Raw genomic sequence first — 21,426 nt, 5'->3', positions numbered from 1 at the left:
TTTATGGAGTGCTGAGGAAAAAGCCCGCGGCACGGGCATTGCGTTCGTAAAATTTTGGGAACAGGGGGTGGCTGGTGGCAAATTCTTCTCGCATACCAACAGCCATCTCATAGGTATCGATCTGTGCGAGCGTGCTTTGCTCCCAAGCGGCGAGCGCGAGCATGCTTGCTCGTTGTTCAGGCGCTTGCTGTAGTGCCAGATCGCTTCCCCACTGCAAAGAGTCCAAGCGAGATGAAAGCAAGGCTGCTTCGCTCGTTGAGTGAAGCGCTTTGAACAATTCGTTTTGCGTTGAATTCAGGTCTTGATCGGGGACTTGTCCAGCGAGGTCACTGACGTAAATTAACGTGGGCTCGATGGACTGCACCAGTGTCGATAGAGTGGCTTGCAGCCCTAGTGGCAATGATTGGCGTGACGGAAATTCTTGGATATCAATATCGAGACCTGCGACGAGCGCCGCTTGTGCCACAGCTTGCCATATGAAATTGTTTGATTCTTGGGCAGCTTTGAAAATCAATAATTTTTGAGTCGCGCCTTGGGCGAGGTCTGTGAATGTGCGCTGCCAAGCGTTGACGTGGCTCTCATAGGCTTGCGGGTTCTCGTCACGAAGCGGCGGGGAGGGCATGTTGAGCAGCCGATATTGCCCTTTGCCATGAGTTGTGCCTGCGGGCGAGCGAAGGCAGTCTAGGGCTTGAGAACCCTCTGAGATGACGGTGTCAGGGTCAAAAGCTCGAAGCTGAGATTGGATGCTTCGGCAGGAATCTTGACTGAAACCCAAATACTGATGGCGAACTTTGAGTTGTGGGTGAGCCTGGAAGATTTCTTTAGCGCCTGCATTAAAGGCTTTGCTGTAAGCGCTGTCCGCTTTGCCTTCGTGAAGAATCAAGACTCGGCGACTTTGTGTATTCACCAAAATGGTGGCCCATGCCAACAAAGCAAGTAAGCCGACCCATGCCCATGGTTCAAATCGACGCCAGATATTAGTCACTGAATGAACCCCATGGAGAGCCAGTAGGGAAGACTGAGCGCCAAGGCAAAAATTCGAGTCAATTGCATTAACGCATTACGCTTGAGCATAAAAGTGCTTTCTGCATGCGTGCATTGGCAGGACTCTCTGAACATTAGAAAGTCCGAGCTTTGGTGCGGTAAAAACCAAATCTCGCTGGCTGTAACAATGACAAAGCCAAGTACCAGCGGATTTAAACCATGTACGTCTGCCAAAGGTATAAGAATGGCGCACAGCGTTGTAATGCAGACCACAGAAGGCAGAGCTAAACGAAGCAGCAATATGGTGGCAATCAGCATGGCGAGGAATATTGATTGCTGATCTCGAATCAGTGGCTCAAGCATGTCAAGTTGACTTAGCAGCACTTTTTCTATGCCCATGAAAGTAAAGCCGCGAGCCAGACCTGTTGTGCAAATGAGGTAAATTAGAATGCTCCACTGAATGTCGCTATGAAGCCTGGTGGCGGGCAGTACTCCGGTAAACATCAGTAAAACCAAAATGAAAAGTGCAAGCCAAGCCATTTCAATATGGTGTGTATGTACTGTTGCCGCGCCAGTTGCCAAAACGATTAACGACAGCAGAGTAATCTGCTCTTTTCTCCCCATGGGAGGCAGTTTAGGCGCTGTCCAAGGTGCCAATTCTTTATGGGGGGGGCCTTTTTTTCCCTCAAAAGCGGTGCTGATGACTAAGCTGGCGATCATTGTTGCGGTGTAAATTGCAGCGCATTGAAACCAGGTGCTCCAGTTGACATAGGGCTGCCAGTGGTCAGGCAAGATGCCAAGCACAATGAAATTGGCTGCATTACCCAACAGAAATGAAGTTGAAAAAAAGGTGCAGGCCGACAGGGCGATGAATGCCAAGGCGCTTCGGCTCAACGGTGTTGCCAGGGCGCTGACCATGGGGGCAATCAGTTGCAGGCGGCCGCTGCTGCTAGGGATAAACATGGTCATGGCGCTTCCGATCAGAAGCAATGCCAGTTGAAAGATGCGTGGGGTACGCGGCAGTGGGCGCAAAAGACTGCTTAAAAGGCGAGGCATCAAGCCGCTGCGCTGTACCGCAGCGCTACAGCCAAACATTCCCAATAGTAAGAAGAAGCTTCCGGTAGTGAGCCCTGCAAGAGCCTGTTGAACTGGCAAATGGTTACCGGCCATCATGAGTGTTAATGCGAGCAAGGCTCCAATCAACGGAGGCGCTAGGTTCAACACCCAGACACATAAACCTGCCGCCAATGAAGCGGAGAAGATCAACCACTGGGTTCGTTCATCGTTGATACCTGCCATGAGAAGCAGAGCCCAGGCGGGTAGTGATAGGGCGAGCACCCAGCCAAGCGCTTCACGAATATTGAATGGCGCAGGTGACACGCGTGGTGTGCAGCGTTGCTGACTGAGGGTGCTGAGCAAGGCTGCCGGAGCGACCCAGCCGTAGCCGGGTAAATCAGGAGTAATCAGCTCAGACGCGTTGCTGTGGACGTCAGCGGTGATGGCCTCAATGGGCGTTCCGTCATCAAACCAGCCGAATACTTGAGCAGATGGGCTGATTTGCCGGAGGTCCCTGGCGCAGTTCCAAGTGATTTCTTGAACATTGCAAGTCAGCACATATTGCTCTGACGCTCCTAGCTGTGCAAAAACCGGGTGCTGCTGCAACGGATGGTTCATTGAGCAGAGACTCCGATTAATCGCGCGGATGAGCGTGCGTAGTAAGCGTCTAGAGCATCAACTTTCAGGTGTCGGCGCTGTACCTGTGCTGGGTTGAGTAAAAGTAAAAAATGTTGGCTTTGCAAATGCTGTTGCGAAAGCGATGAGGGTTGCTTGGGGATAGCAATCTCATGCTTGGATATCTGCTGCAGCGCCATCTTGGCGGCAACCTCGCCTTGCTCCATGGGGGAAGGAAGTATTCCCATGGGAATTCCATCTTCTAAGGCATAAGCAGATAACGCAGCGATTGGCTGAGACAAGCGATCAAGCGCTTCCTGCGCCAGAATGCGGCGCCATTGTTTGTGATTCAAGCTATCGCTTGGCTGCATGTATCGATAGTCTCCAATGACAACGATGTCTGCAGATTCTGCAATTTCATGGAGTGCAGCAATCCATTGCTCTTTGTTTTTACAGCGCCACACCCCAATCGGTTTGGCAAGCTTCCAGGTGTGCTGCTCGAAGCTGCGAGCTTCCTCTTCTGCGGCAGGGCCCGTATCTGAAATGAGTGCAATGCGTAATTCAGAGGTGCTGGCTTTGTGCGAAGGGGCGTTTAACTGCACAGCTCTAACCAAACTGTGCTCGATGCTGTCCCAAGGCGTTCTCTGCGCGATACCGCGAACACCACTGGCTTGCAGGCTGGCGAGTGATCTTTCGTGGTCTTCGATGCCGGTGTAGATGACGGGCTTGTTGGCTGCGTAAGGTAGGCCGATACGCGTTTGTGCAAGGTCGTCAACAACGATCAGCGCACTAGGTTGCCAAAGCTTGATGAAGCGTTGTGTGCGTGAGATTTGCGTATCTGGATTGGCGCCGTTGCTTGTGGAGATGTGAGATTTATGCAGCCTGATGTTGGAGATGGGTGTGATCGTTGTATCGATGCCGACATTAATGCCGCGGGTCCAAGGGATTGTCTTGTCTTGGCTGTGAACGACCAGAACAGATGGCCGTAGTGCTCCAGTCCATGCGAGGCTTACCCATAAAAAAACCAAGGTGGCAGCGATGAGCCAGCGCTGACAATTGTTGAATCCTGCTTTCATGAGCGTACCCATTGAAGCCACAATGGAAATGCAAGCAAAATTGCCCATGTGCTGGGCGCTGAATAGGCATAGCGCAGGCGTAGCCAGAGCTTTGGAGATTGCTCATGTGTTTGCGTTAAAAACTCCACCAAGTGAAGCGCAACGAGAACGGGTAGCAGAGCCTCCAAAAGGCTGGTGCCGGGTGTATGCCCCCAAAGTGCACCGACGATGATAGTGATCATCGTCAATGCCACTGCCGGAACGATGAATCTGAGGGCCATCAGCAAAGGCAAGATCAGCAGCGTAGATGCGGGTTGCAAGTGCTCCACGTGCAGGCTAAAGGCGACTGGAGTGATCGAGGAGAAAGACTCCAGTAGCCCTGGGAAAATAATGAAGCTAACGAGCAAGGACCAGTCCATGCCTTGCTGCAATGCGGCTGGGGTAATGACGCGCAGTGCAAATAAAGCGATCAGCCCAAGCGCAGTCACCAAACCCGGTTCAATCCCATGAAAGGGTTGCAATGCAACCAGCACAACGCAAAATAAAGCGATGGTGATCGTGGATTGAAACGCAAAGCGATCTAAGTAATGTGGATTGGGTGCTGGGACTGAAGATGAGCCGATGACTTTTGTAGTCTGGCTGGAGACTAGTGCTGAGTCATTGCCTTGAAACCTGCAGCCAAGGCAGCAGGCAAGAAGTGCGAGTGGCCAAGTGGAAAGGCACCAGTGAAGTGCGCTGAAACTGTTTGAACCCCCAGCCGGTAAAAGTGCAAGCATAAGCAAGCTTGCTGGATGAGCTGGTAGCCAAATCAGTTTTGCGGCAAGTTGGGCGGCTGAAGATGTGCGCTCATGGCTCTCGTGTGCTGGTGTTGTGTGCAGATAAATGTTGCGCCAGTGTGCGGATTGCCGTGGAGATGTCAGCAGCGCAAAAACAGGGGTTAGCCACAGAACGCAAGAGAGACGGAGGCTGGGCCATTGTTGACTGTGAGGCGCTTTCAGGCTTTTGCATGCCCGGTTGAGCAAGTAGCCCAGTAAACCGCTGTCACGAGCGGCGATGGACAGGGCCAAGGATGTCAGCATCCACAGTGTTGCATCCGTCGCGGCAGGGGTCAAAATGGCCTGAGCGGGGCGTATACCCAATAAGCTGATCACCAGAAAAATCAGCAGCATGGGCGCAAGGGCAGGCATGGATTGCAGCATCCACAGACCTAGCAAAAGCAGCATGCAAAGCCCCAGTCCGAGCTGCTGAAGATTGAAATCTTGAGCCCATAGCGGGGCGTTAGCGTGCGTGATGAGTAGCCAGCCGGCCAAACCAATAAGGCCACATAAGGCGCAAAGCGCCCATGCGACCAGATTGGAATTGCTGTTGCTGGATGTGTGACTGCACTTTGAAGCCTGACGCTGCAAAGGAGAGTTCATATCAAACAGTCAAAGAGTAAAGCAGGCTTTATTCCACCGAGACGATTTGCATCATCCCCATATCTTCATGCGCCAAGATGTGGCAGTGCATGACGTACTCGCCACGGAAGTCTGTAAAACGTGTTCTGAATGTCACCGACGTGGGTGCCTCAGGTTTTCCGTTTCGCGGCAGTCCAATGGTGTCGCACCAGAAAGGCTCGACCGCTTCACCGTTGACTTTGATAATTTCGATAGGGTTGATGTGGATGTGAAAGGGGTGGCGTACCCCGTTCATATTGTAGATAGTCCATTCCTCAACACTTCCAAGGTCCACCGTTTGGCGTATGGCGGAATCCGATTGGATGGGTGCCAGTTTCTGCGGCATCAGCGGTTGAGTAGATGCTTTGTCGCTTGCGGCTCCCATCGTCAACGCCGTATCCGCCAAAAAGGTGCTGTCTGTTTGGTATTGCCATTGGCTCAATTGAGACAGGTCACCATTGGGAAGGTTCAGAAGGTCGAGTGCGGGAGCGCTTGTCAAAGGGCTTCCATCACTATTGAAAACAGAGCGCAAAACAATGCTGCGTCGCAGCCCGCCTTTTTGAGCGAGTTCTTCGTCGCTAATGTGCTTGAGCGCTTCAGGGACCGGCGGCAGTTTTTGCGGCAAAGCCATGTTGATTGGGCTTCCCTCTACAACAATATAGGCAAGAACATCAGCGTCCAGCGGCTGTTCATTGCCCATGTCATAGGAGTTCGTTCTGAGTTCATAGCGGCCAGGCGCGCCTGCCTTGATCAAGACATCGGCACGATTGCCTGGGCACAGAACCAGCCCGTCAGCTTGCGCGTCGTTGCTCTGGAAAACTTGTGCATGACTGCGTGGGCAGGAGTCCAGTGCCACAAGGTGCAGAGCGTGATCTTGAAATTCGATGTTCAGATAATTGGCAATACCAGCATTGATCAGGCGCCAGCGTTCAACTTGACCGGGGCGCAGCACGAGAGTTGGTCGGCGCTGACCATTGATGAGAAATGGAGGCTCGGATTTTGGATCTGCCACTTGAGAGAAGCTTTCCAGCCGGCCTTTGTCGTCCGAGATCGGTGCTTGGAACATGAAAACGCGGTCGCGCGCTGCGGCGATTTCAGGGACTTGATCTAGTGCGCCTTTAATCAAAATGGCTCCAGCCATGCCGCTACCAACTTGAATGGCAGTAGATCCATGTAAATGGGGGTGGTACCAAGAGGTGCCCGGGGGGTGATCTTTGCCGATAGCGTATTCATGCTGGCGGCTCTGACCTGGGTGTACGGCGGTTGTATGGGTATCTACAACGTAGTCGCCATAGACGTTGGGGCGAACCAGCCCCGGCGTGACATGCAGGCCATGAGTATGGAGGTTGGCACTATTCATATAGCGAAGGTGCTCAACTGGCTCTTGGCTCACAGGATTGAGGGGAAGATCGTTGACGATGCGAATTTTCAGCAGCTCACCTGCATCAACTTGCAGCGTTGGCGCTGGGATCATGCCGTTGTAAGTGCGTAGGTTGACGGCTTTGTTATCTAAGCGTAGGTCTGCATAAGTCATGCGCAAGGTGTAGTCCAATACTCCATTGCTTGCGACGACACGTAGCGGCTCGACGAAGGTCTCGGTAGTCGCTGGCGATGAATCACCGCCGCCGCCGCAGGCGGCTAACGCAGTGGGGAGAATGGCCCCAACCCCAAGCTTCCATGAGACATTGAGAAAATCACGGCGGTTAGTCGGTACGCTTTTCATAGTGGTGGTGTTGCGCAGTATTAAAGCGCTTGTGTTTCGTTCAACAAGATGGGAGAGGCCATGCTTGGGATAGCGATGCCAAGTTGCTCGCGGCGGTTGTCGCCCCATGCCCAGACACGTGCCCCATCGCTGGCCAGCACATGCCTGTGGCCTGCTGCCAGTTGGGTGATGCGCCGCAATGAAGCAATGGATTGAATGCCTGTCAGCGCGTTTTGATTTCCTTGGCCTAGCTGGCCGCTGGCATTCCAGCCCCATGCATAAACATTGCCCGAGCGAGAGAGTGCATAGGAGACATGCTGCCCGGCTGCGATTTGAGTAATTGCTTCAGGGAGTTTGACTTTGAGGGCTTCAGGGCTGTAACTGGGGGCTGAGTGACCTAGCTGGCCGTGCTGATTGCTTCCCCAGGCCCATACGGATCCATTGGTATCAAGCGCCAAGCTATGGCTGCTGCCCGCTGCAACGGCCTTCATACGCTTCAAAACAGGCAGCCGTATGGGGCTGGCTTGATCTTTGAGGTGACCGAGGCCCAACTGCCCTGCGGTGTTGGAGCCCCATGCCCAGATTGTGTGCTGCCGGTCTATTGCTAAGGCATGAGAGCCGCCAGCGCTGCATGTCAAACACGCTGGTGCTTGCTGCACGCTAGCCGGGGCGATGTTCTGAGTCTGAGCGCCACCGGGGAGCAGCCCCCAGTGAAACAATTGCCCCTCTTTGCTGAGCGCCAGTGCAAAAAATTCGCTGCCACTGATGTGCTCGATGGCGGGAAGTCCGTGCAACAAGCGCGGTGTTGATTCCGTAATGCTGCCTTGTTGACCGCCTAGCCCAGCGCGGTTAGCGCCCCATACGTAAGCTTTGCCCTGTGTATCCAAGGCCAAACTGCTGCCCGCGCCCGCAGTGATTTGGCGCAATGGCTGGTGACTGATCAAAACCATGCTGTTTTCGGAGTCCGAAGCCGAGCACACCCCTGCAGGCAAAGGCAGGCGCCCTGTGCCGTCGCCCCCCCAGCCCAGCAAGCCCGCTTGTGATCGCAATACCAAGCTGTGGTCACGGCCTGCAGCCAAGTCCAGAACCTTATCTGGCTGGCTCATGGTTTTTTGCTGATGATGAGAACGCCGCGTGGTTTGTTGCTTACGCTGTCTGGGTCCTGCGCGCCCAGCAACAAATCCTTGAGGGGGACCCACACGGGTGGGTATTTGTAGCGTGCTACATCCATGAGCAAAACAGAATCACTGGGCTCGTGGTATGCGGCCAGAGGCGACCAGTGTCCTCCACCGATTTCACCAGTCATGCGTCGGTTGAAATTGAGCAAGACAAAGCGATCATCTTCTTTGAGATTTTTCTTCAATAGTTCGCGAAAACTCTGCTCATTCAGCGTGTCGCCAAATATCTTTTGCTGGTTGACAGGGTAGTTGCCCAGCATGGCGCTGAGCTGGTCCATGGTCATACCCTCTTTAGCAACCACGTCCGGGTCCGCAATGCGCTTGTCGGCGGGTGTGAAAAAGTCTTGCTGAGTGAAGAATGGAAAGTCTGGATACAGCGCATTGGCTGGCCTAGGCAGGCCTAAGGCGTTGAGCACGATGACGGAACTTGCAACAGAGCAATAGGCTTGATTGCGTTGGGTTTCAAAGTAGGTTGCCAGCAGCCAGTAGGGCTGGCGATAGTCACTTTGCAAAAGCCGCTGCTGACCAATTGGGTGCGAGAGCGCAAAGAGATTGCTTGGAATCTCCAGTGGCTTCTGAGTGGAAGGGGCGAAAGTGACTTGAGGCGCAGTTTCCCGCGCTAATGCCGTAGGTGTGAGAAAAGCGCTGCAGAGCGCCAGAGACAGGCTCACCAGCATTCGTGAACTTAGATGCCTAGTGCTGCGCAGGCAATTGCGGGTATTTATCATCGTGAGGTCTTAGTTCTTGCTTGCGAGGGCGTTTTGTCGCTGCACATATTCACGCGCCTTGCGCAGCGCATCGAGAGCCCGATCAATGGATTCGGGGTCGGTGAACACGGAAAGCGTGAAGAATTTGATGCCAACGATTGGCATGCCATACGGGGTATCTCGGTACCGGTTGGTTTGCACGAACACGGGGCTTTCGCCGCTTTCTGCCATCTCGCGGGTGCGCATGTACACGGCCTGGTTGAAGTCGTTATGCGCTTGCAGCGTGGCTTTTTGCGCGGCGTCGCTTCTTTCTATGCGGTATGAGCTGTCGGCTTCGACATTGTCTGGATAGACTCGAATAACGACCACTGAACCATGGTTGTCGGCATTGAGTACGGTCAACCAAGGTAGCTCGCGCGCCTTTTTTCGCATGAGCTCTGACATTTGAAGGCAGTGGCTGAGCATGCCCCGAAAGCCATCTTTGCCCAGCAAAATCAGGTTAGACAGTGCAGCGAGCACTGGCCCGCCCGAGCGTGAGCATTCCAAGGTGTAAATGCCGGGGTCATATTCGCCAAATTGGAATAAATAGGGCATCGCCACTTTGTCGCGACGGATGGGGCTGAGCATTTGTGCATCCCGGGCCAGAAATAGGCTGGATGCATAGGGTGTGTAGCCACTCTTATGGAAGTCAATGCCCAAAGAGTCGGCGAGTGACAGGTGACGCAGACGCTCGCGAACTAGCTTGAGGGAGTTCAGTGCAGCGTCGGGAATTTCTAGCGGGTTTTGTGCAAAGTCGTAGTCATTGAAAACGCTATATGCCCAGCCAATCACGGCATCTGCATGCAGGTGCGGCACATAGTCAAGCTTGTACTCTTGCACCAGCTTTAAGCGCAGCGCATGCACGGCTTCGATGTCGTCTATGCCAAAAGCATCGGTGCTTCCCATGGTGACAACAATGGCGGCAATACGTTCGCCTTTTGCGATAGCGCTACGCAGAGATTTTTCTAACGCCTGTACATCAATGGCATTGTCTTCGGTGGTGGGCACAGAGACTGCCGCTTGAGAGCCCAAGCCTAGCCAAGCGGTTGAGCTAAGCTTGGCGTAGTGAGCCACATCAGAGGCGAAGACGCGCATGGGCTGACGCAGGCCATCATTAAACAGGCCGGGCTGGGCTTTTTCTGCACCAATTTTGATGCCGTAAAGAGTGGTTCCTGTGCCGCCAAAAGTAAACAGTCCCAGCGCCTTATCTGGGTCATAGCCCACGAGCTCGGCGCACATTGCGGAGGCTCTGACTTCTGCTTCAGCCGTCTTGTGCGACAAATCATCCCAGACTGTATTGGGGTCTACAAGGGAGCCATACAGCTGACCAATGATGGAGACGGAGGTTGCAGAGCCATGCAGACGGTGCACATCAGGGTGGCTCCATGTGTATTGACCTTCGAGATATTGAGCCGTCTCCTGAACGGTACGGCGCATGTCTGCCATATTCTTTTGCATTCGGAATTTGCGCGCACCTGCATAGTCAAGAGGTTTGCGTTTTCCCAAAAAAGTACGGTGAGACTTAAGGCTCTCGTATTCAGACAATGCGAAAGCCATGATCCGAGAGAATCGGCTATCAGCCGCTGAGGATGTGGTCGGCGATGGGAAGCCGTCCCGAATAGAGCGAACAATGCGTTTGTACGCTTCTGAGCCTGCGTCTGCGCTTGCCAAGTTTGCGGTGCGTTGAGCAGCCTGCGCTTTGGACGAAAAATAAGTGGCCATAGAAGCGATGGTTGATACCTTGAGCCAAGAGCGTCTAAGCATGTAATTTCCAGATAGAGTGAACGTGGTGGAGCAGGGCTGGCTCAGGCGTTAGCCTGAAAGCGACCAATGCTCAAGTCGTTAATAAGGCTAGGTAGGGCTCGCAAGCCGAGGGCAGCTGCAGTCAGCGTCGGCGCGTTAATCGGCATGGTTGGGAAATTGGCCGTACCAACCACGAACAAATTGGCATGGTCATGGCTACGGCACGAATCATCGACAACTGAAGTTTTCGCATTGCTGCCCATGCGCGCAGTGCCTGCAATGATGGCCGTCGCGATAGAGGGCTCGTCGGTGGTGATATTCGTGCAGCCCAGCGCTTTAGTGATCTCGTCATGGCGCAGGCGGGCTTGGTTGATCGCTTGCAGGCTGTAATCGTCAATGGTGAAGCTGACCTGTGGACGGGGCATGCCGCTGCTGTCTTTGAGTTTTGGGTCTGGAATGACGCGGTTATGTGCAACAGGCAATGTTTCCACTGAGCTGTTGATCGCGAGCTCGCGTGCGCATTCATCATTGAGGGCTTGCGCTAGCTCTTGCCCTCTCAAACCTGCTTTGATGAGCTGAGCTGAGCGTTGCATAGGCCCAAGCCCAGTGCGCCAGCCGCGGTTAAGGAACGAGGTGCCAATGGCTGCGTGGCGCTTGCGGAAGTCACCATCGCGCAGCTCCAAAATACCCGCTGTCGTGGTGGGTGCGCGGTAGGTATAGAGCGGCTCTCGCGTCAAAGCTCTAGTGTCCAGGTCCACCTGCCCCATTAGATATCGGCCAACGGCATCGCTACTGTTGGCAACGCCATTAGGTGCGCTTGCTTGGCGAGAGCGCAGCAGGAGATTGGGCGTTTCGATGGCATGAGCAGCCAGCACGAATATTTTTGCATTAGCAGTAGCTCGGCTGCCATCAGCGCGGCGTATGCGTAGGCTTTTGATCTTGGAGTCAGAGCCCACTTCAATATGCTCGACCAATGCCTGAGACAGTAGCTGGGCACCTGCCGCTTCTGCTTTGGCAATATGAACGCTGCCGTCATATTTGGCGCCGATAGGGCAAATTGGAACACAGCTTGCACTGCCGCAGCAGGGTGGGCGGTTGTCATGCACGACAGAGTTACGGGCATGGCTGAAGGGCCCGACGGTGTAGCCTAAAGGGGCAATCGCCGCATTGATGACCTTGTCTGCATAGGCCATGGGGACGGGGGGGAGTGGAAATGCATGGCCATGACGCGGGCAGCCTTGATCGAAAGCATCGTCACCAGCAGTTCCCCACTCTTTTTCAATGAGCAGGTAGTGGTCCAGCAAGTCCTCGTATGCAATCGGCCAGTCCTCACCTACGCCATAAAGGCTGCGAGTTTTGAAGTCATTGGGGCGAAAGCGTGTGGCAAAGCCTGTCCAGTGCCAACTGGTTCCACCAACTGCACGCAAAAAGCTACCACCAAAAACATCTGGTCCCGCCTGCACCATGTAATCGGTGGCATGCATAGGGTGAGGTGCGTAGTCTTGGTTGGGGTAAGGCGAGTTCGGCCCTTTAACTGCGGAATTAAAAAAATGTTGAACGGCATCTCCCCGATCAATACGCGGGCCCGCTTCAAGTATCAAAACCTTGATGCCTTTTTTGGCCAGCTGCCAAGCCATCATGCCGCCAACGGCACCAGCGCCAATGACAATGACGTCCGCAGAAAAAGTTTCGTTTTGAGGGCTTGGTGCGTTCATTGTGTGTGCAAAAATCTTTAGAAAAATGGGCGCTCTCATGCTTAGGTAGCAGATGAGGACGAAGGTCTTCAGGCGGGTTTGTCGGCCCAATAGCCAAAAGCTCCGCCGCATACGCCCGCGGGTTTGGTAAACGTCAAAGTGCTCCAGATCGGTGCATCGATATAGGCAAGAACGGTTTCGCTGTTTTTGATGGGGGGCATAGCACTGAGCCAGAGTTGCAGTGCAAACTCGGCGGCTTCTTTAAGCGGCTTTTGGCGTGACGCTGTGGCTTGAACCTTCGCAGGCTGCTTGGCTAGCGTGAGAAAAGCTGTTATTTGCGGGCGAGAAAGATGCTCTTGCAGCACCTGCAGGTATTGGCCCACCAGCTCTTTACTATCAACTTTTGTGCCGGCCAAAGCATTTCCAACAGCCATTAGCTCGGTGATTTGCTGGCTGTTTGTGTTCGCACTCGTCGCAAAGGCATCTGCGGCAATGCAACTTGACAGCAGTACAAGAAATTCGCGACGCCGTGTATTTTTGAGTGGTTGCATGGTCATGAGTGGGGCCTTGCGAGGGCTTCAAATTCGAAATTCACACGGCGACAAAGGCTTGATGTGTGCAAATGCAATAAATGCTACCTGTTAAAAGGTGTTGCAATATTTCAAATCGCAAGGTATGGCGGCGGGTTATGACGTCGTGAACTGGAGTCTGTGGTGGGCCAGCGCTTTAGACACGAGTGTTGCTAGGCGTGGCTTGGGTATTTTGTGATGGAGCCAAAGGGTGCGGCCTAGCCTGAGACAATTGCCCACCATGAGTAAATCCAGCGACAACAAAATCCCCGAAAATCTGCCTGAAATTGACACCGATGCGCCGGCTTTGCCTGAGGGCTGGCTGCAGGTGTTGTCCATGGATATGGACGCCAAGGGCGTAGCGCGCAAGCCCGATGGCAAGGTAGTCTTTATCGACGGTGCTTTGACGGGTGAGCTTGTCACCGCCAATACCCACCGCAAGAAAAACAACTGGGAAGCTGCCTCGTTGACTGAGATTCATCGCGAATCGTCTCAGCGTGTGACGCCCGGTTGCCCCAACTTCGGCCTGCACGATGGTGCTTGCGGCGGCTGCAAGATGCAGCATCTGCATGTCGCTGCCCAGGTCGCCATCAAGCAGCGCGTGCTGGAAGACAACCTCTGGCATCTGTCCAAGGTCAAGCCCGAGACTATGCTGCGCCCCATCGAAGGCCCGGCCTGGGGCTATCGTGACCGCTCGCGTCTGTCGGTGCGCTACGTCATCAAGAAGAGCAAGGTGCTGGTCGGCTTTCATGAGCGCAAGAGCCGCTATGTGGCCGATATGGAAACCTGCAAAATTTTGCCTCCCCATGTCGATGCCATGTTGATGCCGCTGCGCGCGTTGGTTGGCAGCATGGATGCGCGTGAAACCCTGCCCCAGATCGAGGTGGCTTGCGGCGAGCATGTGACCGCTATGCTGCTGCGCCACCTTGAGCCGCTGAGCGTGACAGACCAAGAGCGTCTGCGCGTCTTTGGCACTGAGCACAATGTGCAGTGGTGGCTGCAGCCCAAGGGCCCAGACACCGTACACCGCATGGAAGAGGGCGGCACCCAGTTGTCTTACAGCCTGCCAGAATTTGGCATCACCATGCCGTTCAAACCCACCGACTTCACACAGGTGAACCCGCAAATCAACCGCGTGCTGGTGGGTCGTTCACTGCGTTTGCTTGATGCTAAAAAGAGCGAGCGTGTTATCGATTGGTTCTGCGGTCTGGGTAATTTCACCTTGCCGATTGCCACCATGGCCGGCGAAGTGCTGGGCATTGAAGGCTCAGACACGCTGGTGCAGCGCTCCCATGAAAACTATGCCGCCAACAACGCCGTGCGCGCTGAGGGTGAGAAGCTGGCGCCTACGACCTTTGTGGCACGTAATCTGTTCAATATGACACCCGCCATGCTTATTGCCGACGGCAATGCAGACAAGTGGCTGGTGGATCCCCCTCGCGAAGGCGCTTTTGCCTTGGTTCAAGCGTTGGCGGATATTCACCAGATCCGCACAGGTGCCAAGCAAGTGGGCGTGGCTACGGAAGAACAGCCGGACTTGCTGCCAGCGCTGCCTGAAGGACAGGAAAGCTGGGAGTTTCCCAAGCGCATCGTGTACGTGAGTTGCAACCCCGCCACGCTGGCGCGCGATGCGGGTTTGCTGGTGCATCAGGCCGGTTACCGCTGCGTGCTGTCTGGTGTGGTCAATATGTTTCCGCATACGGCCCACGTGGAAAGCATGGCCGTTTTTGAGCGTATTTGATCCCTCATTGATCTAGTTTGATTTTTGAAGTGATCTGTGATGCGCTGTTGCAGATCACTTTAAGCGAGCTTTGCCTTGGCTATAGCGGCTTCCTGCACGATGGAGCCGCATTAGTTTTAAAGCTAACTTGAAGCGCACCGGGTTTGGTCGTGGCCAAAGTTAACTGTATCAAGCGACTGGTTGGGTGTGTGATTTCACAAACGTTTTAGCGTCAAGTGAACGACCTGTACAGCTGGCCCACGACCTTCAATCAATTTACTTAATTGGATCATCCTCAGATCGCGGCGGTGGCGTAGACGAGTCTGGGGTTTGGGCCAAAGTGCCGCTGAGCAGTTCAAATGATCGGACTTACTATTGAAGTACTTTTCTCCTCGCGAAACACAGCGACGATTGTATTGGTGACTTCTGAAATGGAGTCCTCAATCAAGCGATTACGTGGCTGGCGTGAAGGTGTGATGATGCTGACGGTCGCTTCCATATTCGAAATCTTTTGCCAAGAAAGATCGTGAATACGGGGGAGGCGTCGCATGCTTCCGGGCATGATGGAGTATCCAATGCCTTGGTGGATCAGCTCCAAAGTGGAGAAGGTTGAGTCAACTTCCAACACGATGTTAAGGCGCAGTCCTAAGCGTGCTGCGGCCGATTCAAGCGCAGGCCTTGTCCATTGATTGCTGTGTGGGAGGATAAGTGGGAGTGCCGCTATTTCCTGAACACTGATCGATGCCGCTGGGTCGCGATCGGACTGCGGCCCAACTAGATAGAAGTCTTCTGTGGCCAAAGGCCTGATGTCTAAGTTCGGTGAGCTAGCTGGGCTGAGTAGCACGGCGAAGTTTAGCTGGCCGAGCAGCACGCGTTCATAAAGGGCTCCGGATAGGCCTTCAGTGAGGCTAATCGCTGCCCTGGGAAAGCGTTCTTTCAGTTGGCGTGCAAGTGATGGAATAACCAGTCGACTGATGCTGGGCGTAAGGCCAATGACGAGTTGTCCGCTGTACTCGGCCTCATCTTCTCGAACGGAGAGTAGCGCTGTATCTACGGTGAGCAAAATAGAGCGCGCATATTCGATGAAGCGCTTGCCTCGATCTGTCAGCAGGACGCCGCGACCATGGCGGTGAAAGAGGCTGGCACGTAATTCGACCTCTAGGGCGCGAACTTGTCGGCTAAGTGTCGGCTGTGGAATCTGAAGCAGGTCGGATGCTCTGATGTAGCTTCCGGCTTCTGCTACGACAACAAAGCTTTTGAGTTGAGAAATATCCATGTCTAAGGTGACCTGCAAAAAACCGATTCAGAAGGATGTTGGCGAGCGCAATTAATGCACTGACTGTTCAGGTTGTGCTGCGATCAAATGTTCGATAGTGACAGCAGTTTTTTGCAGCTTTTGCAAATACGAATGAACGATTTCGCCTGACAGTTGGCTGGGAAATTCACTCAGGCGCAGAGCTAAAGCGACTTCGCCGTTGGGTTTGCGTACCGGGACAGACAGGTGGAGCATGTCGTGCTTCTCATTGATGTCCAACTCATCTGGTTCGTGCAAGTCAAACATGGTGGACACGCTAGACAGGAAGTGACGTTCTTGCTCGGGCGTGCGCTGTGGATTGCTATACATCGTTACCGCTTGCTCTAGCTGATCGGCGGATAAATTGCCAAGCAAGGATGCTGACCAGCCACGAGCTTGGACGCTGCTTAGCTTGCTGCGTGCTTTGGCAACGGTGTCAGGGCTAGCCTTGTTTCCCAGGCGTGCAATCCACTCATCTTCGGATAGGGCGTTCTCGTGGCCAATGAATAGGGTGCCCAGCGGAGGTGTTAAAGGTACACGTACTCCTAGGTGGCTTGGATTGTCGTTTTCTGGGTTGTGGTTGGCCACGGCGACATAGACGGCATCGTTGCCGACGGGGGCGACTAGGCTGCACTCCATCTGCAATTCATTAGCCAGTGATTCAATTTCGTTGCGTGCGACTTCTGCAAGTCGGGCGCATTGCAGGGTTTCTCTTTCACTTGCAAGCACCATGGGGCCTGTGGAGAAGCTCCCATATCCGCGCTGGAAGAACAGCAGTGGCGTGGTGTCTCGCTCGAGGCCCATATCCTTGACGCTTCCCAGCACAATAAAGTGGTCGCCGCCTTCAAGCACATTTGCGTATTCGCAATCAATCCACGCGACGACGCCGTTGATGATGGGGTTGCCTGCAGGGCTGAGGTGCCAGTCGACCGCATCGAATTTGCGCTCTCCTGGCGAGGCCAAAGTGCGGCAAATACCTTCCTGATCGGCTGCCAAAATATTGATAGAGAACTTATCTGAAGCTTCGCGTAGATTTTGGAAAGTGCGCGAGGTCTTCATTGGCAAAAAAGCGACCAGTGGCGGATTCATTGACACGGAGGTAAAAGTTCCCACGACCATGCCGATGGCCTCACCTTGTTGATCAAGGCCAGTGACGACGGCGACGCCGGTGGGATAGCTTCCCAGTACGGAGCGGAAACGGTCGTTAGCGATGGACTGCTCGGTTTGCGACATGATCTTGCTTTCTTTGTTCTAGGTGTCAAAGACAAACGGGCACCGGCTGTAAAGAGTCGGCGCCCGCTCTGTCATTCTGGATCCGGGTAGGGATCGCTTAAATAATCACGCCCTTAGGGGTTGGGATGTTGTAGAGCGAACCAGCATAGGCTGAGTACACTGGTGCTTCGACGTTACATGCGTGACCCAGTGCCACGGACAGATCGCGCCATTGACGTTGGATGGGGTTGGACAAGCGGCTGGCATTGCCACCTGCGTGCTTAAAGACCTGTGCCGCAGCGCTTGCTGCACGGTGCACGGCACGCACTTGATGAACGCGAGCCTTGGCTTGCATCTCGGGTGTGATGAAGCCGCCACCCTTGACGAATTCATAGGCGTCGTTGATGTCGGTCAGCACCTGCAGCTTGCAAGCGTCAATATCGGCCATAGCGCTACCTAGATCCGCCATTTGCCAAGGGTTTTGCGTGGATTTGACGCCCATGCGAGATACGCGGTTGCGTGTGTATTCAGAGAAGTGACGGACTACACCATCAGCGATGCCGATCGTTGCTGCAGCAATAGCGCCGGGGAAGATCAGCTCGAAAGGAACTTGATACAGAGGGCTACCAGGACGATTCTTCTTGGCGTATTGACGTGATGTCAGGCCCGCGTAGCTCATGATGCGGTGGTCAGGGACGAAAGCGTTAGTCACGCGCACATCCTTGCTGCCGGTTCCCACCAGGCCCATGACCTTCCAAGAGTCTTGCAAAATCTCGTAGTCGGCGCGTGGCAAGATGAAGTGAGTCATCTCAGTGAACTCATCGGCAGGCCCACCTTCTTTTTCTGCCAAACCTGCCAGTACGATCCACTTGCAGTGATCAGTTCCGGACGAGAAAGGCCATTGGCCATTCAGGATGTAGCCGCCGTCCACGCGCTTGGCTCGGCCAATAAATGCGTAGGGTGATGCAATCCATGTGTCATTGTCCTCAGCCCAGACTTCTTCTTGCATGCGGCGGTCGCCTTGTGCAAATTCGAAGGGGTGAACGCCGACCACGCCACCAACCCAGCCTATGGAAGGGCAGCGAGCTGTCAACTCCATCAGAATTTCGATGAAATCGCGTGGATGAGCTTCCTCACCGCCAAAATCCTTGGGTTGCAACATGCGGATGATGCCGGCATCGCGCAACAAGCGAGCGCCTTCGTCAGAAACGCGACCTAGTGCCTCACAGGCTTCGGCTTCAGCAGCGACTTGGTCGCCCAGTGTTTGGATGTTTTCGAGAGCGGGATGCATAGTTAATCTCTTGTTTACAGGGGTCGAACAGAGTGGGGGTGAATCAGGCTTTGCTGCCGGCATCGCCCAAATCGAGGAAGGGCGAAAGGTGCTTGTTGAGGTGGCGGTGACCCCAGATGCTGGTGCGGTCGTAGTAGCGCGGAACCCACAGGTCATGCACTTCCAGGCCGCCCCAGCCGTATTCGATGCGGAAGTCGGATGGGGAGTGCAGATAGAACGATGTCATGTGATCGTTGGTATGCGCGCCCAAGGTGCGGGTGATGGGGACACCCGAGTCTTCGCAGATGTCCAGTGCTGAGCCGACATCGTCTAGCGACTTGGTTTCCACCATCAAGTGAAGGAATGAAGGGCGACCTGTTGGCGGGCGTGCAATGGCCAACGAGTGGTGGCGACCGTTGACGTGATAGAAGTGAGCATGGATGGGGCCATCGACGACGGTGTCAGAGAGGTGAAAACCCATGACGGAGCGATAGAAACGGTCCATTTCAGCAACGTCTGGAACTCCCAGCACTACGTGGCCGAGACCTTGCTCCCCAGTTGTGAAGCCGGACATTGGACGACCGGGCAGAAATGGATTGTTGGGGCGTCGTTGACCCCAAATCAGCTCATGACGGAAACCCGCAGGATCAAGAAACCAGAAGAAGCCCAGAACGCCGCGATCTGCGGCTTGCTCATTGCTCGCTCGGGTGGTTTGAATACCTTCTTCTGCGACGCGAGCGGCGAGGGTTGCGGCCTCGGATTCGCCAGAGGTGGTCCAGCCGATATAGGCGACATCGTTGCGCTCACCTGGATGAACCGTCAAGCGGTGTGCCATTTCATCAAAACGCAAACGAACTGAGCCATCTTGACCTGGTTGCGTCAACTCTGCACCTAGCACTTTGGGGCCGAAGGTTTCCCACTCTTTATAGGCTGGTGATGTGACGCCAAAGTACGCGAGAGAGGTAATCACTTGTCTATCCTTTTAAATTATTTGATGATTATCAATACTAGAATGATCATTCAACAAAGAGAATCAGGCAAGATGGGGTTGACCCTAGGTGATGCTCAATTTTTTGTATGAAGAAGCTCTATAGGAATGCGTCCCTTGTGATGACGCAGCCATAGAGGGTTCAACAACATTAGCCGTGTGCAGGTGAGCACCGTTGTGCGTAGGTTGGTGAGATCGATCCATCAGGACTGCCTTCAGGGTAGGCAGACTTAGAAAAAGTGATGGCGTTTTGAAACACTGGCATTACCCGCCAGTGATGCAGAAAAGAATTTGAGTGAATAGCGATGCTGATGGCAATAAGCGCCATGAGACATGTGAGTCCCGGACCTTGTCAGAACAGCACTGACTAACGTTGGGCCCCCGAATGGACTGATCCATTCCGCTGACTATTTCCATCAGCAAGAAAAGATAAGACGAATGTCACCTAATTGCGCCTTTGGTGTGGATGACCAGGGCTGAAATTGCGCGAGGGGTCTAGGTTTGTAGCAGCGTCAGGCTTTGAAACCAAGCGCCGAAATTTGCTGAAAATCCTTCGAACCAGTACAGCCTAAGTCGCGCTTAAGATGTGCTTTGAAGGGTATTTCGCTTTGCTTTTATCAGCTACTACCTCAGTCCTAGGAGAGGAGGCTGTTGCGGCTCGCTGAGCATAGTGCTCAGAAAGGAAATGGGCCGAGTGATGAAGATGCATCACTCGGCCCATTTCGAATTACCTGATGAGTTTCAGCGATTATTGACCCTTGATGAAGGATGTCACTGAACGGTTGAATTCGTCAGCGTGTTCCAGTTGTACCCAGTGGCCGCAACGATTCACGATCAATGCACGAGAGTTAGGGATCAGGCGAGAGAGATGCAGAGCGGCAGCGACGTTAACGGTACGGTCATCACGGCCATGAACGTGCAACGTCGGGATATTGATCTCTGGCAGCTTGGACTGGTCGATGCGAACCATGGGCTTGCCGTGACCGGTGATCCAGCCTTCAACGTGGTCCATGCGAGACTTGGTCAACTGCACGCGCTCCTCGATGAACTCGTCTGTGACGTGACGGGAGTCATAAGTCATCGTTGCGATGAACTTGCGCATTGTTTCTACGCTTGGGTTGAAGTAGGCAGCTTCCAGAGCTTTCACACCTTCAGTTAAGCCACCCGCAGCATCAAAAATTCCAGGAACGCCGGCAGAAGATCCCAAAGTGATCAAATGGCTGATGAGGTCAGGGCGCTCGTAGGTAAGACGAATGCAGGAAGATCCGCCCATGGAGTTGCCCACGATGGCAACCTTGCCAAGACCCAGCGCGTCAATGAATTCAGCCAATGCACCGCTGTTATCGCGAATGTCGTATGTCACAGCCTGCGACTTACCCCAGCCTGGGAGATCCACGGCAAATACGTGAAAGTGCTCAGCCAAATAAGCGATGTTTGGTTGGAAGTTGCTCCATGCAGAGGCGCCAGGGCCGCCACCGTGAACCAAAACCAGAGGTTGGCCTTGACCGGCTTCGTGGTAATGAATGTCCCAAGACTTGGTCTTGATGCGTTTGCTGGTGTTCTCTTCGGTCAAAGTCGCCATGTGTGTCTCTTTAGTAAAGCCTCAAAACACTTGAGGAAGATAAAAAATCGGGTGTCTTCTAGGGGTGTCAAAGCACGCCATATCAATTGACGAACGAATAATAAATGAACATTCATTCTAGAAGATGTGATCGTTAACCCTAGGTTGCCGACTTCATTGCTCTTATTGAGCGACTGCATGGAGATAGGTGAAAGTTAAAAAGCGATGGACGCTGTCGCATATACCTCGTATGAATCGATCAGTATTTTCTTGTTAGCTTTGAAATTCAGATGGCGTGCCATAGACAAATTGCATATCTGTGTTGTGCAGTCCAGTGTTGAATGTGGCTTGAAATACTTTGAGAATGAGAAAAGTCAACTGGCCATGGCGTCATGGAAAGTAGAGCTGATTGAGGTATCAAGCAGGTAGCTCAGCGAATTCAAGAAGTGTTTTCAAAGCAGCTTTCTGCAAGGCATGGAATCATGCGCATGAGTAGTTGGTGGGCAGCCTCGTATCCTGGTGGACGAGGCGACATTTTCCCGCTCTAGCTTGAGTGCGGACTTCATGCGCTCTCCTGTGAAGCGAACCATTTCTTTTCGTCTG

At 53.7% G+C, this 21,426-nt stretch carries 16 protein-coding genes; 1 reads left to right on the top strand and 15 read right to left on the bottom strand.

Annotated features, from left to right (window positions below):
• Position 1 precedes the first annotated feature (1 nt).
• The 10 genes from KUF54_RS08735 to KUF54_RS08690 form a co-directional block, all read right to left on the bottom strand.
• Complete coding sequence (locus KUF54_RS08735) at positions 2-985, bottom strand: hypothetical protein (protein WP_219342401.1); 984 nt, start codon at positions 983-985, stop codon at positions 2-4.
• A complete protein-coding gene (locus KUF54_RS08730; RefSeq protein WP_219342400.1) occupies positions 982-2,658 on the bottom strand; it encodes an SLC13 family permease in 1,677 nt (558 codons plus the stop codon). The genes KUF54_RS08735 and KUF54_RS08730 overlap by 4 nt, the downstream gene beginning before the upstream one ends.
• Positions 2,655-3,731 (bottom strand): hypothetical protein, encoded by a 1,077-nt coding sequence (locus tag KUF54_RS08725; protein ID WP_219342399.1) that lies wholly within the window; start codon positions 3,729-3,731, stop codon positions 2,655-2,657. The genes KUF54_RS08730 and KUF54_RS08725 overlap by 4 nt, the downstream gene beginning before the upstream one ends.
• Positions 3,728-5,116: a hypothetical protein gene (locus KUF54_RS08720; RefSeq protein ID WP_219342398.1), complete on the bottom strand. Its 1,389-nt coding sequence runs from the start codon at positions 5,114-5,116 to the stop codon at positions 3,728-3,730. The genes KUF54_RS08725 and KUF54_RS08720 overlap by 4 nt, the downstream gene beginning before the upstream one ends.
• Before the next feature lie 40 nt (positions 5,117-5,156).
• Positions 5,157-6,698, bottom strand: a complete 1,542-nt coding sequence (locus tag KUF54_RS08715) for a multicopper oxidase family protein (protein ID WP_219342397.1) — start codon at positions 6,696-6,698, stop codon at positions 5,157-5,159.
• Between the two features lie 191 nt (positions 6,699-6,889).
• On the bottom strand, positions 6,890-7,954 hold the full coding sequence (locus KUF54_RS08710) for an RCC1 domain-containing protein (RefSeq protein WP_219342396.1): 1,065 nt from the start codon (positions 7,952-7,954) through the stop codon (positions 6,890-6,892).
• Positions 7,951-8,703: a phytochelatin synthase family protein gene (locus tag KUF54_RS08705; RefSeq protein ID WP_219342395.1), complete on the bottom strand. Its 753-nt coding sequence runs from the start codon at positions 8,701-8,703 to the stop codon at positions 7,951-7,953. The genes KUF54_RS08710 and KUF54_RS08705 overlap by 4 nt, the downstream gene beginning before the upstream one ends.
• Before the next feature lie 60 nt (positions 8,704-8,763).
• Positions 8,764-10,230: a pyridoxal-dependent decarboxylase gene (locus tag KUF54_RS08700; protein WP_219342394.1), complete on the bottom strand. Its 1,467-nt coding sequence runs from the start codon at positions 10,228-10,230 to the stop codon at positions 8,764-8,766.
• A 347-nt stretch (positions 10,231-10,577) separates the two neighbouring features.
• Positions 10,578-12,230, bottom strand: coding sequence for a GMC family oxidoreductase (locus KUF54_RS08695; protein WP_219342393.1), 1,653 nt, complete (start codon positions 12,228-12,230; stop codon positions 10,578-10,580).
• Positions 12,231-12,298: 68 nt separating this feature from the next.
• Positions 12,299-12,766 carry a hypothetical protein gene (locus KUF54_RS08690; protein ID WP_219342392.1) on the bottom strand — a complete coding sequence of 156 codons (468 nt, stop codon included), beginning with the start codon at positions 12,764-12,766 and terminating at the stop codon, positions 12,299-12,301.
• A 253-nt stretch (positions 12,767-13,019) separates the two neighbouring features.
• On the opposite strand from KUF54_RS08690, the gene rlmD reads away from it, so the two are divergent.
• A complete protein-coding gene (gene rlmD, locus KUF54_RS08685) occupies positions 13,020-14,519 on the top strand; it encodes a 23S rRNA (uracil(1939)-C(5))-methyltransferase RlmD (protein WP_219342391.1) in 1,500 nt (499 codons plus the stop codon).
• Between the two features lie 334 nt (positions 14,520-14,853).
• Here the strand turns inward: rlmD and KUF54_RS08680 are convergent, their stop codons facing one another.
• From KUF54_RS08680 to KUF54_RS08660, 5 genes are all read right to left on the bottom strand, one after another.
• Positions 14,854-15,774, bottom strand: coding sequence for a LysR family transcriptional regulator (locus KUF54_RS08680; RefSeq protein WP_219342390.1), 921 nt, complete (start codon positions 15,772-15,774; stop codon positions 14,854-14,856).
• A 51-nt stretch (positions 15,775-15,825) separates the two neighbouring features.
• Positions 15,826-17,025 (bottom strand): flavin reductase, encoded by a 1,200-nt coding sequence (locus tag KUF54_RS08675; RefSeq protein WP_219342389.1) that lies wholly within the window; start codon positions 17,023-17,025, stop codon positions 15,826-15,828.
• A gap of 97 nt (positions 17,026-17,122) precedes the next feature.
• Positions 17,123-18,295 (bottom strand): hydroxylase, encoded by a 1,173-nt coding sequence (locus tag KUF54_RS08670; RefSeq protein WP_219342388.1) that lies wholly within the window; start codon positions 18,293-18,295, stop codon positions 17,123-17,125.
• Positions 18,296-18,338: 43 nt separating this feature from the next.
• Positions 18,339-19,244: a VOC family protein gene (locus KUF54_RS08665; RefSeq protein ID WP_219342387.1), complete on the bottom strand. Its 906-nt coding sequence runs from the start codon at positions 19,242-19,244 to the stop codon at positions 18,339-18,341.
• Between the two features lie 766 nt (positions 19,245-20,010).
• Positions 20,011-20,844, bottom strand: coding sequence for an alpha/beta fold hydrolase (locus KUF54_RS08660; protein ID WP_219342386.1), 834 nt, complete (start codon positions 20,842-20,844; stop codon positions 20,011-20,013).
• Positions 20,845-21,426: the final 582 nt, after the last annotated feature.

The organism is Comamonas sp. Y33R10-2, from assembly GCF_019355935.1.
Lineage (GTDB): Bacteria > Pseudomonadota > Gammaproteobacteria > Burkholderiales > Burkholderiaceae_C > Comamonas.
Note: the sequence above shows the minus strand (reverse complement) of the source record. Positions and strands in the feature narration are given on the sequence as shown.